The sequence below is a fragment of the Streptomyces sp. GC420 genome (genome assembly GCF_009916105.1).
In the GTDB taxonomy this organism is placed as follows: Bacteria; Actinomycetota; Actinomycetes; order Streptomycetales; family Streptomycetaceae; genus Streptomyces.
This window is the reverse complement of record NZ_JAAAXQ010000243.1, coordinates 1-12,809: the sequence shown is the minus strand read 5'-3', so window position 1 is coordinate 12,809 and position 12,809 is coordinate 1. Positions and strand designations below refer to the sequence as shown.

Genomic DNA, 12,809 nt, shown 5'->3' with positions numbered 1-12,809 from the left:
GGCCGTGACTCAGCGGCCCCGGGCAGCCGCGGCGTCGCGCCCGCAGGCGTAGGCGAGCGGGTGGAACAGTTCCTCCGCGTCGGGCAGCCAGCGGTTGGCGAGGCCGGGGCGGCGGACCCACTGGGCGTGGCCGCGGGAGCCGAAGCGGGTCGGCGGGGCCGCGACGTAGCCGCCCTCCCCGCGGGCGGTGAGGGCCGGCGGGGCGGGCGTCCCGCCCAACTGCCGCACGCGCTCGGGGATCTTGGCGGCGGAGCCGGGGAGCACGAAGAACAGCATGCGCCGGTCGGGGGTCAGCGCGACCGGACCGAGGGGCACCGCCAACCGCTCCATCCGGGCCAGCGCCAGGAAACCGGCGCTCTCCGCCACGTCGACCACGTCGAAGGCGCGGCCGGTGGGCAGCAGGATGGACGCCTTCGGCTGCTCCGACCAGAGCAGGCGGGCCGCCGCCGCGCTGCCCGTGGCCCGGGCGGCCCAGCCCTCACCGGCCGGGTGGGCGCCGGGTGCGGGGCAGTCTCCGGCGCCGCACGAGCAGTGTTCGTAGCCGTCCACCATCTCCAGCCAGGTCCCGGGGACGACGTCCCAGTGGCGTTCCTCCGCGTACCGCGCGGCCGTGTCGAGCAGCAGGTCACCGCGCTGCGTCGGGATGTGTGCCGCGGCTTGCGCGACTGCGCTGGTCTGTTCCACGCAGAGCACAACTTCCGCCGCCACCAGGGGTTACGGCCCTCGGGACGAAGGACACGCCGTCCGGTCCCGGCATGCGGGGCGCATCGAAGCACGGACGGGGGCGCGCGTGCGGATGAGGTCCCGGGGCGGGGTAGCCACTTGCGTGGAACGGACGCGGAAGGGCGGCTTGCCGCATTTTCCGCATTTCCACCGGGCAGTGATCAAAGCAGTGATCGCCGAAGTTCGCTGTAGACCGCAGCAGATCGTCGCAGATTGTCGCATATTGTCGCAGCCACAGGGGGTAAGTGATGGCCGCCAGGCCTCTCGTCGCGCGCCAGCCCAACGAACGGCTGCAGGCGCTGATCCAGGAAGCAGCCTGCTCCAACGCCGGACTGGCCCGGCGCGTCAACATGGTCGGCGCGGAACACGGTCTCGACCTGCGCTACGACAAGACGTCGGTGGCGCGATGGCTGCGCGGACAGCAGCCGCGCGGCCGGGCACCGGGCATCATCGCGGAGGCGCTGGGCCGCAAGCTCGGTCGCACGGTCACCATCGACGAGATCGGTATGGCGAACGGCAAGAACCTCGCCTCGGGCGTCGGGCTCCAGTTCTCGCCGACCGTGCTCGGTGCCATCGAGCAGGTCTGCGAGCTGTGGCGCAGCGACGTGGGCCGTCGCGAGTTCCTCGCCGGCTCGACGGTGGCCGCGTCCGCGCTCGTGGAGCCCAGCCGCGACTGGCTGATCAGCGGCGCCGACCCGCAGGTGGCACGCACGGCCGGGGGACGGGTCGGCCGGTCGGACGTCGAGGCCGTGCGGGCGATGACCGACGCTCTCACGCAGATGGACCACCGCTTCGGCAGCGGGCACGTCCGCCCGGTCCTGGTGCACTACCTCAACAGCGTCGTCTCCGGGCTGCTGGCCGGGTCCTACCGGGAGGCCGTGGGCCGCGAGCTGTTCGGCGCGGTCGCCCGGCTGACCGAACTCGCCGGATACATGGCGGTGGACACGGGCCAGCCCGGGCTCGCCCAGCGGTACTACATCCAGGCGCTGCGGCTCGCACAGGCCGCGGGGGACCGCGGATACGGCGGGTACGTCCTGGCGGCCAGCATGAGCCACCTGGCCGCGCAGCTCGGCAGCCCTCGCGAGATCGCGCAGTTGGCGCGGGCGGCGCAGGAGGGCGCGCGCGGCCATGTCACGCCGCGCGCCGAGGCGATGTTCTACGCGGCGGAGGCACGCGGGCACGCCCTGATGGGCGATGCCCGCACCTGCCGGGCCGTGGCGGACCGTGCGGTCACGGCGCTGGAGCGCGCGGACAGTGCGGACGACCCGGTCTGGATCGGGCACTTCGACGAGGCGTACCTCGCCGACGAACTGGCCCACTGCCACCGGGATCTGGGGCAGGCGGAGGAGGCGGGCCGGTGCGCCCAGGACGCCCTGGACCGGCTGCCGGAGACCAAGGCCCGCCGGCGGGCCATCGGCCTGGTGCTGCTGGCGACCTCGCAGGTGCAGCGCCGGGAGGTGGAGCAGGCATGCCACACCGGGGCCCGGGCCGTGGAACTGCTGGGGACTCTGCGCTCCAACCGGGGCACGGAGTACCTGGACGACTTCCGGCAGCGGCTCGAACCGTTCCGGGACGAACCGTCTGTGCGGGAGTTCGGCGCGCGGGTGGAGATGCGGGAGGCGGCGTAGGGGCATCCGTCTTGTGTGAGTTGCGTGAGTGGTGACCGGGGCCATGGCAGGCCCGCGGAGCGACCCGGTAGCGTGAGCCGATGATTCTCAGCTTCCGTAGGCCGCACACGTAGGAGTTCCGGTGACGCAGAGCGGACAGGACGGGGAACCGCAGTCTCCGGCGGTCGGACCCGCGCACGAAGGTCTCGTGCTGCCCGCGAACGGCGAGCCCTGGGCGCCGTCCGGCCAGGCCTCACCGGCCGAGGGCGCGCCCTGGGGCCGGTCCTGGGGACCGGACTCCGCACAGCCCGGGCAGGGGCACGGCCAGTCGCACGGACAGGACGCCTACGGGGTGGGGCAGCCCGCGTACGGCGGCGGCCCGGGTGCTCCCGCGGGCGTGCCTTCCGCGCCGTCCTACGGTGCGATGCCGCTGCCGCCCGAGGGCGCGCCGCCGATGGGACACCCGTCGGCCGGGCCCGACGCGCAGGCGACCCAGTTCATGGCGCCGGTGGCCGCAGCCGGCCCTGACGCGCAGGCGACGCAGCTGATACCCCCGGTGGGCCCCGGGCCCGGGGGACCCGGCGGCCCCGACGCGCAGGCGACCCAGCTCATACCGCCCGTCTCCGCGGGCACGCTGCCCCCGGAGCACACGGCGGGCGACTCCACCCACTTCCTCGGGCGCCGGCCCGGCGGTCCCGACGCGCAGGCGACGCAGTACCTCCCGCCGGTCCCCGCTGGGCCGACGTCCGGACAGCAGGGCGTGACGCCCTACGGGGCGGCCCAGGCTCCGCCCTCCGAGTTCGACGCACTCTTCCGTTCCGAGCGGCAGGGGCCGCCGCCCGGCTCCGTAACGGCACCGGGCCGGTCCGCCGACGGGTACTTCCCCCCGCGGCAGCCGGAGACCTCCTTCCAGCCCCAGCCCGGGCGGTACGGCGCCGGGGACGCGGGGGACGGCGGCCGCCGCTCGATGAAACCGGCGACGACGCTGATCGCCGCCGTGGTCGTCGGCTGCGCGGTGGTCGGACTGACCGTCGGCGCCCTGATGAGCGGGGACGACGAGCCGGAGGCGAACGACGGCACCACGGTCTCGGCGAGTTCCGGGCCCAAGGACACCGCCCCGGCCGAGCCGGAGCCGAGCGAGGACCCCGCCAGGACCCAGGCGGTGGAGCTGGACAAGCTGCTCGCGGAGAGCAACGACAGCCGCGCCAAGGTGATCGCCGCGGTGCAGTCCATCAAGACCTGCGACAACCTCGGCCAGGCGGCCGGCGACCTGAGGGCCGCGGCCGGCCAGCGCAACGGCCTCGTCGACCGGCTGAAGGACCTCTCCGTCGACAAGCTGCCCGACCACGCGAAGCTGACCGCGGCGCTCACCAAGGCATGGAAGGCCTCCGCCTCGGCCGACGAGCACTACGCCGCGTGGGCCGACCAGACGGCCGGTCCCAAGGGCTGCAGGAAGGGCCAGGCGCGCGTCACCGGGCAGACTGCGGCGGGCAACAGGGCCAGCGGTGAGGCCACGGCGGCCAAGACGGAGGCCGCGAGCCTGTGGAACCCGATCGCCGAAACGTACGGCCTGACCAAGAGGCAGACCACGGAGCTCTGAGCCCAGGGAGCACGGTGCCCCCGCTCGTTCCGGAGCGGGGGCGTGCCCCGGGCAAGGCGGCGCGGGCGCTCCGGCGACGCGGCAGGGCTCAGGCGACCGGCACGGACTCCAGGGTCTTGCCGACGTCCACGAAGCCCTTGCGCGCGGAGACCAGCCGTCCTCCGCGCACCACCTGGAATGTCACGTCGGCGTTGATGGCCCGCGGGAGGTCCTGGACACCGAGTGCGTTCTCGTAGCTCCAGTTCAGCTCGGGCGTGAGACCGCCGGTGTCCACGGTCAGGCCCTTGTTGAGCGCCGAGGTGACGGAGCGGGCGGTGATCTCGCCGTTGCCGAGGTGCTCCACGACCTGGGTCAGCGCGGTGTACGCGATCCAGGTGGTCTGCACTCCCGCGTCGCCCGGGTCGATGCGGTTGTCCTTGAAGGCGAAGTCGCGGATCACCTTGCGCATCGGGTCCCAGCGGGGGTCGCTCGCGACGGGGTACCAGCCGGTGAAGAAGGCGCCCTCCAGCGGGCCGGAGCCGCCGCCGGTGCGGTCGACCAGTGACTGGTCGACGCTGCCGAGGACGGAGGAGAAGCGCACCGAGTCGGCGTCCCCCAGCAGCCGCCGGTAGGAGTCGAAGAAGGTCTCGGTGCGCTCACCGAGCGCGGCCGTGACGCACCCCTTCCCGGACACACTGGCGGAATCTGCACTTCCGGCCGTGTCTGCGGAGCTGCCGTCCTCGCCGACGGGCGTGCTCCCGGCGGATTCGAGGGCCGTCCGGGCGGTCCCGGTGTAGTCGGTGGCGTCCTCGGCGGCCCGGATGTCGCTCGCCTTCTGGGCCTTGCCACTGGTCAGTCCGGCGTTGAGGATGCGCTGCAGGGTGTCCCCCGAGACCGTGTCCGGCCGGACCAGGGAGACCTTCTCGCACTCGCCGGCCAGCTGGATGCCGTTGCCCGCGAGGAGGGCCGCCTGGCCGCCGTTGACGGGGAACGAGAACGGGCTGCTGAACTCCTGCTCGGATATTCCGTAGCCCCCGATGTAGGGGATGCCGGCGGCCTCGAGCGGGGCGAAGAAGGAGCGGCCGTGCTGACTGTACGAGCCGACCACCGCCACCACGTTCTCCTTGACCGCCTCGCGGGCGCAGGTGCCGGCGCTGATGCTGTCGTTGTGGTCGTTGCAGGTGAGGACCTTCAGCGGGCGGCCGTTGATGCCGCCCTTGGAGTTGATCCACTGTGCATAGGTCTTGGCCATGGCCGGCATCCCGGGCATATTGGTGGCCTCGGTCCCCTCGGGGGCCCAGGTCATCACGACCACGGGGTCGTCCGAGTCGCCCGAGGTGCCGGGGATCACGCCGCAGCCGCTGATGAGAGACGTGCACACCGCCGTCACCGCCGCGGTGAGCGCGGCGGTCCCGAGGGCGCGGGGGGAGGAGGAGCGTCGCCGTCCTGTCATGGTCATTCACAATTCCGCCCCATGGGGAACACCGGAGTCACCGCACCTCAACGGACGGTGACGCAGGGGTGAATTGAGGGGGGCCGCCGGGTCGCATCCGAGTGGGAACGTACGATCGAGCATCGTGCAAAGCTCGGAGAACCCTTCCCGTCGCGGCCGTCGCTCGTCCACCATGGGCGGCATGCCTGTCAACGACATGCCGTGGTGGCGCTGGCGCACCAATGTGCGCTCCGCTCTCCACATGCTTTCCGATCCGGTGTTCCAGCAGGAGTGCTGGCTGGCCGGCCGCGAGGAGTACGGCGACGTCACGGACGCCGTGTACCGCCTGGTGGAGGACACCTGGCTGGACAACTGGTCGGCCGAGAAGTACGTCGGCACGATCTTCCGTGACTCCCAGGAGGCCGCCCTCGTCGACGTGGCCGTGCTGCGGGTGCTGAGGATCATGCACCAGGTCGGTCCGGACGCCCCCGTCTCCGCCTACCTGGAGCACCACGGCTGGCCGGAGGCGGTGCGCGCGGCACGCGACGCGCACGTCCGCCTCGCCATGAGCGACGGCGAGGACCCGGACGCGCCGCCGCGCACCCTGGAAGTGCTGCGGATCATGACCCGGGCGGCCTGAGGACCTCGGGGTCCGGTCCTTCACCCGGATGTGGGATCCTGTCAGGCTATGAGCCAGTCGCAGCCCGTCACCCCCGACCAGTACGTCCTCACGCTGTCCTGTCCGGACAAGCAGGGGATCGTGCACGCCGTGTCGAGCTACCTCTTCATGACCGGCTGCAACATCGAGGACAGCCAGCAGTTCGGCGACCACGACACCGGCCTGTTCTTCATGAGGGTGCACTTCAGCGCCGAGGCCCCGGTCACTGTGGAGAAGCTGCGGGCCAGCTTCGCCGCCATCGGCGACTCCTTCCGGATGGACTGGCGGATCCACCGCGCCGACGAGCGGATGCGGGTGATCCTTATGGTCAGCAGGTTCGGCCACTGCCTGAACGACCTGCTGTTCCGTACGAGGATCGGGGCGCTGCCCGTCGAGATCGCGGCCGTCGTCTCCAACCACACCGACTTCGCCGAGCTGGCCGCCTCGTACAACGTCCCCTTCCATCACCTTCCGGTCACCCAGGACAACAAGGCCGAGGCGGAGGCGCGGCTCCTGGAGCTGGTGCGCGGCGAGAACGTCGACCTGGTGGTGCTGGCCCGTTACATGCAGGTCCTCTCCGACGACCTGTGCAAGGCGCTGTCGGGGCGGATCATCAACATCCACCACTCCTTCCTGCCGTCCTTCAAGGGCGCCAAGCCCTACCACCAGGCGCACGCGCGCGGCGTGAAGCTGATCGGCGCCACCGCGCACTACGTGACGGCCGACCTCGACGAGGGGCCGATCATCGAGCAGGAGGTCGAGCGGGTCGGCCACGAGGTCACTCCGGAGCAGCTTGTCGCCGTGGGCCGGGACGTGGAGTGCCAGGTGCTGGCCCGGGCCGTGAAGTGGCACAGCGAGCACCGGGTGCTGCTCAACGGCCGCCGCACGGTCGTCTTCGCCTGACCCGTCCGCCTGACCCGTCCGCCTGACCCGTCCGCCCGACCCGTCCGCCCGTCCCGGGCGGCGCGGCGGTTCCGGGTGGGAGGCGCACGGAGAGCTGGGACGGCACGCGCGGACGGCACCGGGAATCCGCCACGGCACCGGGAATCCGCCCGGTGCCGGAGGTCACAGACGTGACATCGATGCCGCGGCGAACATGACGTCGCGGATCGCGGCCTTGTCGCCCTCCCCGCCCGCCGCGGGGTCGTCGGGCGGCACCTGGCCCGCCACCAGCCGGCAGAACTCCTCACCGTCCATCGCGACCTGCGCCACCGCGTGCGCGGGCGAGGCGACGGCCGCCGGGGAGTCCAGCGGGATGTACCAGTCGCCGCCGCCCGGCCCCTCGATCTCCAGGTGGAGCGTCCGCCCCGGCGTGCCCGCCTCGACCAGCGACCGGGCCGGTCCCGCCAGTCCCGCGCGGCGGCGTTCCGCGAGGGCGACGGGCAGATGCCGGGCCGCCAGGTCGATCATGCTGTTGAGGTGCCCGGCGGCCGGTGGCCCGTAGGGGTAGTCGATGGCCCCGGCGATGTCGTCGGCGTGCAGCCAGCACTCGAAGGCGCGGTCCAGCATCGAGTCGCGCAGCGGCAGGCCGAAGTCGCCGTAGGCCACGGTGAGGTCGGCGGCTGAGCGGCCCGCGAAGCAGATGGTGCGCACCAGGGTGTGACTCTGCTCCCGCCAGGGCCTGTGGACCGCTCCGGTGGGCGGGGAAGCGGCACCCTTCCACAGAGCCTCCGTACGGGACCGGGGAGTCCCGGGCCCCTCGGGGGCGAGGTCGCCCAGCGGGTCGTCGAGGCCGAGGGCGGTCGCCACCAGACCGTCGACGGTCATGAGGTGGGCGATGACTCCGGCGACGGTCGTCTTGCGCCCCACCTGCCGCTCGCCCTCGAACCAGCGCAGGCGTACCGGGGCGTGCCACTCCACGTCGCCGATGTCGCGCAGGAGCGCGTCCAGCCGGGCGGTCTCCGTGTCGTAGGGGACGACCCACTCCGGCACCGGGATCCGGGCCGGCCTGCGGTCCAGGCAGGTGCCGAGCACCTTGGAGCGCAGCTGCGGGTCGAGGTCCAGGGTGTCCTCGCGCTGGAGCAGGCCCACGGCGTCCCGCAGCCGCAGCGCCTCCTCCGCGCAGGGCGCGCATTCGCCGAGGTGCAGCTCGACCGCCGCGGCCTCCTCGGCGGAGCAGGCGGACAGGGCCCAGGCGCCGAGCAGCGATTTGAGCACCTTGTGTTCCAGCGCGGGCGGCTCGACGGGCGGCTTGGCCGGCTCGGGCACGGTGGGGATCGCTTCCTGGGGGTGCGTGCCGCCCCCCGGGGCGGGGCGCGGCTCGATCGGTGCGAAGAAGGGCGAGGGGTCGCGGTCCTCGAAGGACCGGCGCTGCGGCGGTATGCGCGGGGCGCGCGCGGCGCCCCCGGCACCGCCGTCCGCACCGGGCGGTCCTTCGAACCGGTCGGACGGCCCGCTCACAGCGTCCTCCCGTATCCGGGCGGCGAGGCGCTCGGCGCGGGGTTGTTGGCCGTGGAGAGCAGTTGCAGCCCGAGCCGCAGCCTGCGCCGCGCCTCGTCCTCGGTGACGCCGAGGTCGGCCGCGGTCTGCCGGTAGTCGCGGCGCTTGTAGTAGGCCAGTTCCAGGGCCTCGCGCAGGGGTTGGGGCATCGACGAGCGGATGTAGTCGGCGCGGGCGGCGGCGGAGGCTTTGAGCACCTTCAGCTCCAGGGCCTCGGGGCTGCCCTCGCCGCCCTCCCGCAGGGAGGCGGACTCTGACTCGCGCAGCCGTTTGACGGCCTGTCGCTGGGCGAGGGTGGCCACCCAGGACCTCATGGAGCCCAGCTTCGGGTCGTAGGTGTCGGGGTTCTCCCAGACGTGGCCGAAGACTTCACGGGTGACGCGGTCGGCCGCCTCCTCGTCCCCGAGGACGCGGTGGGCCAGGCTGTGGACGAGGGACGCGAACCGGTCGTAGAGCTCGCCGAGGGCCGCGGCCTCGCCGCGTGCCAGCCGCTGCTGCATCCTGCGGTCCCAGCGGGGTGGTGCTTCGTTGGCCATACGACCCCCATCCTGTCCCACGTCCCTTCGAATGTAGTCGGCAGGGGTGGTGGCGCACCTCCCTTTGCGGCAATGCGCGCCGTCGAGATGCATGCGGATGGTATTGATCCCGTCACCGTGCGCGTCCTCTCTTCCGACTCCTTGTGACCGAAACTGATTATTAGGGTTTGAATCAGCCGAATACACATCGTGGACCGACTGATTCCGCATGCCTTGGCTCGGTTGGGGTATGGGCCGGGGAATCCATGGACGGGCGACGGCGACGAACGGCGAAGGGCTTGGATCGCATGGCGCTGAGAGTGATCGAGAGCGCGCAGGGCGAGTGGGCCGTGCTGCGCGTCAGCGGCGAGATGGACCTGGCGACTTCCCCCATGGTGCGTCAGCACGTCCACGCCGTGGTGGCGAAGGGGCGCCGGGACCTGGTGCTCGATCTCTCGGGCGTGCTCTTCTGCGACTCCAGCGGGGTCGGGGTCCTGATAGCCACCCGCCGCCTGATGCGCTCCTGCCAGGGCCGGCTGCGGCTCGTCCTGCCCGCCCGGGGTGCGGAGGAGGGCTCCCATGTCAACCGCGTCCTCGCCGCGTTGGGCGTGCGGCGGCTGTTCGAGGTGTACACCGACGTGGAGAGCGCGGCCGACGACGAGGCGGCCCCGGTCTCCGCGTAGTACTTCGCCTCGCTCTTGCGTCTCCAGGCTTCTGATCACCGGTTTCTGTTAACTTCACGGCCACCCAGGCCGTACGCTCCGTCTGAAGTTCCGTACCCACCTTCAGACCCGCGAGGCCGACCATGGACAGCGCCGAGTACGAGCGCAAGATCTCCGATCGTTTTGCCAGCTTCGACCAGGACGGCAACGGCTACATCGACCGCGAGGACTTCAGCACCGCCGCGGCAGCCGTACTGGCCGAGTTCGGGACGACCGCGCGCTGCGACAAGGGGCAGGCGCTCTACATCGGTGCCGAGGCGTTCTGGCAGGGCATGGCGGGAATCGCCGACCGGGACGGCGATCAGCGGGTCACCAAGCAGGAGTTCGTGACCGGGGCGGCCAAGCGGCTGCGCGACAACCCCGACCGCTTCGTCGACATCGCCCGTCCCTTCCTGCACGCCGCGTTCGCCGTCGTCGACCAGGACGGGGACGGGGCGGCGACGCGCGAGGAGACCGAGCGGGTGCTCAAGGTGCTCGGTGTGGACGCCGAACGGGCCGGGCGCGCCGCGGCCGCGCTCGACGCGGACGGCGACGGCCGGATCACCGAGGAGGAGATCGCCGCGGCCTTCGCCGCGTACTTCGCCACGGCCGAACCGGACGCGTGAGGACGGGCGTTTCGCCGGACGGCGTCAGGGGCGTGCCCGTCCGCGCGCCCGGCGTCAGGAGAACCGCTCGCGCAGTTTGTACTTGAGCACCTTGCGCAGCGTCTCGTTGCGGGGGAGGGCCTCCACCAGCTCGAGCTGCTCCGGCAGCTTGTGCACCGCCAGGCCCTCCGACCGCAGATGGAGAGTCATCGCCTCCAGGGTCAGGGGCTCCGCGCCCGCTGGCTGTTCGACCACCGCGCACACCCGCTCGCCGCGCGCCGGATCGGGCAGGCCGATCACGGCGGCGTCGGCCACGCCCCCGTGCCGGTGCAGGAGGTCCTCGATCTCCTTGGCCGATATGTTCTCGCCCTTGCGGATGATGACGTCCTTCAGGCGGCCCGTCAGCACCAGGTGCCCGCTCGGGGTGAGGCGCCCCAGGTCGCCGGTGATGAGGAAACCCTCGGAGTCGAAGGATTCGGTGGTGGCGGCGGGGTCCAGATAGCCGCGGCACACGGCCTCGCCGCGCAGCCTGACCTCCCCGTCGGTGCCCGGCGGCAGTGGTCCGCCGTCCGGAGCCGTGATCCGTATCTCCATGCCGGCGGGTGGCCGCCCTTCCGTGGTGGCGAGGTTCTCCTCGGTGTCGTCGGGCGAGTTCATGGTGATCATCGGCACTTCGGTCATGCCGTAGCCGTGGGTGAGCCGGCACCCCATCTCCCGTACGACGGCCCGGTAGAGCTCCGGGGGCTTGGGCGCCCCGCCGCCGGCCAGCAGCCGCAGGCTCGGGATCAGCTTCCCGCCGGGCCGCTTGCGCTGCTCCTCGAGGAACATCGAGTAGAAGGCGGTGCTGCCGCCCGCGACCGTCACGCCGTGCCTGCGACAGCCGTCGAGCGAGGCGGGCAGCGCGAAGTGCTCGAAGAGCACCGCGGGCATGCCGCACAGCAGGACCATCACGAGGTAGTCGGGGCCGCCTATGTGCGCGTACGGGAAGGCGATGGATCCGACGTCGCGGGGGCCGAGCCGCAGCGCGTGGGCGAGGCAGGACCCTCCGGCGATCAGGGAGCGGTCGGTGTGGAGGACCCCCTTCGGGTCCGAGGTGGTGCCCGAGGTCCAGTAGATCCAGCGGACCTCGGTGCCCGAGGCCGGGGGCGGCGGCAGTTCCGCGGCCCCGCCCTCCGGGAGGTCCTCGCCCACCGGCAGCCCGTCGTACGCCTCGAAGACCCGGGGCGCCGCGGGCAGCGCGCGGGCGATCCGGTGCGCCATCGCGGTGTGGTCGAAGCCCCGCCACTCGCCGGGCACGGCGAAGTGGGCGGCTCCCGACTCGCGCAGGGCGAAGGCGACCTCGCGGTCCCGGTAGAAGGGGATGACCGGGGACTGGACCGCGCCGAGCCGTGCCAGTGCCAGGGAGAGCAGCACGGTGAAGACGCGGGTGGGCAACTGCCAGGCCACGACGCTACCGGGGCGCACACCCATGCGGTACAGGCCCGCCGCGGTCCGCTCGGCGCGGTCGCGCAGCTCGCCGAAGGTGATGGTGGTGTCGCGCGCGGGATCGGCGGCGGCCTCGATCAGGGCGGGTGCGTCGGGGGTCAGCCGAGCCCTGCGGTCCAGGAGTTCCCACAGGGTGGGGGAGTCGCTGAGCGTGTGCGCGTTCCGGGCGTCCGCGGTGTCCGCAGGCCGCATGGTACGAACCCCTCTCCCTCGGCGGAAGATCTGACGAGTCGTCAGGTCGTGCCGCGAGCGTAGGGCGCACCGCCTTGTCGGTCCAGGGGTGCGGGGCTAGCCTGGCTTTCTGACGGGTCATCAGAAACGTCATCGGCATGCCGGAGGGGACAGGGGACACGCAGATGGAGCTGCCCAGGATCATCAGCGTCGACGACCACGTGATCGAGCCGCCGCACCTCTTCGAGACCTGGCTGCCCGCCAAGTACCGCGAGCGCGGGCCCCGGCCGCTGACCGCCGGCATCGGCGAGCTCGCCTACGTCGGCGGGAAGTACCAGATCACCATGGATCCCGAAGGGCCGCCCACCGACTGGTGGATCTACGAGGACCTCAAGTTCCCCTACAAGCGGAACATCGCGGCCGTCGGCTTCGACCGGGACGACATGACCCTCGATGGCATCACCAGGCAGGAGATGCGGCCCGGCTGCTGGGACCCCGCCGAGCGGCTGAAGGACATGGACCTCAACCACGTCGAGGGCTCCCTGTGCTTCCCGACCTTCCCCCGCTTCTGCGGCCAGACCTTCGCCGAGGCGCACGACAAGGAGGTGGCCCTGGCCTGCGTGCGCGCCTACAACGACTGGATGGTCGAGGAGTGGTGCGGGGACAGCGGCGGCCGGCTCATCCCCCTGTGCCTGATCCCCCTGTGGGACATCGGCCTGGCCGTCGCCGAGATCAGGCGGAACGCGGCGCGCGGAGTGAGGGCCGTGACCTTCAGCGAGATCCCCACCCACCTGGGGCTGCCGTCCATCCACTCCGGTTACTGGGACCCCTTCTTCGCGGTCTGCGAGGAGACCGGGACGGTCGTCAACATGCACATCGGGTCCAGCTCCCAGA

General features: G+C 72.2%; 12 protein-coding genes. 7 read left to right on the top strand and 5 right to left on the bottom strand.

Features of this window, described 5'->3' with window-relative positions; translation table 11 throughout:
- Nucleotides 1-9: 9 nt before the first annotated feature.
- Nucleotides 10-693, bottom strand: a complete 684-nt coding sequence (locus GUY61_RS25605; protein WP_166632607.1) for a bifunctional DNA primase/polymerase — start codon at nt 691-693, stop codon at nt 10-12.
- A gap of 278 nt (nt 694-971) precedes the next feature.
- Between GUY61_RS25605 and GUY61_RS25600 the strand changes: the two genes are divergently transcribed.
- Together GUY61_RS25600 and GUY61_RS25595 are read left to right on the top strand one after the other, a co-directional pair.
- Nucleotides 972-2,351, top strand: a complete 1,380-nt coding sequence (locus tag GUY61_RS25600) for a transcriptional regulator (protein ID WP_166632604.1) — start codon at nt 972-974, stop codon at nt 2,349-2,351.
- 121 nt (nt 2,352-2,472) lie between these two features.
- Nucleotides 2,473-3,930, top strand: coding sequence for a hypothetical protein (locus GUY61_RS25595; protein WP_166632603.1), 1,458 nt, complete (start codon nt 2,473-2,475; stop codon nt 3,928-3,930).
- An 88-nt stretch (nt 3,931-4,018) separates the two neighbouring features.
- Here the strand turns inward: GUY61_RS25595 and GUY61_RS25590 are convergent, their stop codons facing one another.
- Nucleotides 4,019-5,362: an ABC transporter substrate-binding protein gene (locus GUY61_RS25590; RefSeq protein ID WP_166632602.1), complete on the bottom strand. Its 1,344-nt coding sequence runs from the start codon at nt 5,360-5,362 to the stop codon at nt 4,019-4,021.
- 172 nt (nt 5,363-5,534) lie between these two features.
- Between GUY61_RS25590 and GUY61_RS25585 the strand changes: the two genes are divergently transcribed.
- Nucleotides 5,535-5,981: an SCO4402 family protein gene (locus tag GUY61_RS25585; protein ID WP_208106453.1), complete on the top strand. Its 447-nt coding sequence runs from the start codon at nt 5,535-5,537 to the stop codon at nt 5,979-5,981.
- A 48-nt stretch (nt 5,982-6,029) separates the two neighbouring features.
- On the top strand, nt 6,030-6,902 hold the full coding sequence (purU, locus tag GUY61_RS25580) for a formyltetrahydrofolate deformylase (RefSeq protein WP_166632600.1): 873 nt from the start codon (nt 6,030-6,032) through the stop codon (nt 6,900-6,902).
- A 162-nt stretch (nt 6,903-7,064) separates the two neighbouring features.
- Here purU and GUY61_RS25575 read toward each other — a convergent pair whose 3' ends face one another.
- Both GUY61_RS25575 and GUY61_RS25570 read right to left on the bottom strand, forming a co-directional pair.
- On the bottom strand, nt 7,065-8,399 hold the full coding sequence (locus GUY61_RS25575) for a zf-HC2 domain-containing protein (protein ID WP_313896850.1): 1,335 nt from the start codon (nt 8,397-8,399) through the stop codon (nt 7,065-7,067).
- A complete protein-coding gene (locus GUY61_RS25570; RefSeq protein WP_166632599.1) occupies nt 8,396-8,974 on the bottom strand; it encodes a sigma-70 family RNA polymerase sigma factor in 579 nt (192 codons plus the stop codon). The genes GUY61_RS25575 and GUY61_RS25570 overlap by 4 nt, the downstream gene beginning before the upstream one ends.
- 287 nt (nt 8,975-9,261) lie before the next feature.
- Here GUY61_RS25570 and GUY61_RS25565 point away from each other — a divergent pair, with 287 nt between their 5' ends.
- Both GUY61_RS25565 and GUY61_RS25560 read left to right on the top strand, forming a co-directional pair.
- Complete coding sequence (locus GUY61_RS25565; RefSeq protein ID WP_166632598.1) at nt 9,262-9,636, top strand: STAS domain-containing protein; 375 nt, start codon at nt 9,262-9,264, stop codon at nt 9,634-9,636.
- 122 nt (nt 9,637-9,758) lie between these two features.
- A complete protein-coding gene (locus GUY61_RS25560; RefSeq protein WP_166632597.1) occupies nt 9,759-10,280 on the top strand; it encodes an EF-hand domain-containing protein in 522 nt (173 codons plus the stop codon).
- A 54-nt stretch (nt 10,281-10,334) separates the two neighbouring features.
- Here GUY61_RS25560 and GUY61_RS25555 read toward each other — a convergent pair whose 3' ends face one another.
- Nucleotides 10,335-11,936 (bottom strand): class I adenylate-forming enzyme family protein, encoded by a 1,602-nt coding sequence (locus GUY61_RS25555; RefSeq protein WP_166632596.1) that lies wholly within the window; start codon nt 11,934-11,936, stop codon nt 10,335-10,337.
- A gap of 137 nt (nt 11,937-12,073) precedes the next feature.
- Here GUY61_RS25555 and GUY61_RS25550 point away from each other — a divergent pair.
- Nucleotides 12,074-12,809: amidohydrolase family protein (locus tag GUY61_RS25550; protein WP_243766748.1), on the top strand; the 736-nt coding region annotated here is incomplete at its 3' end.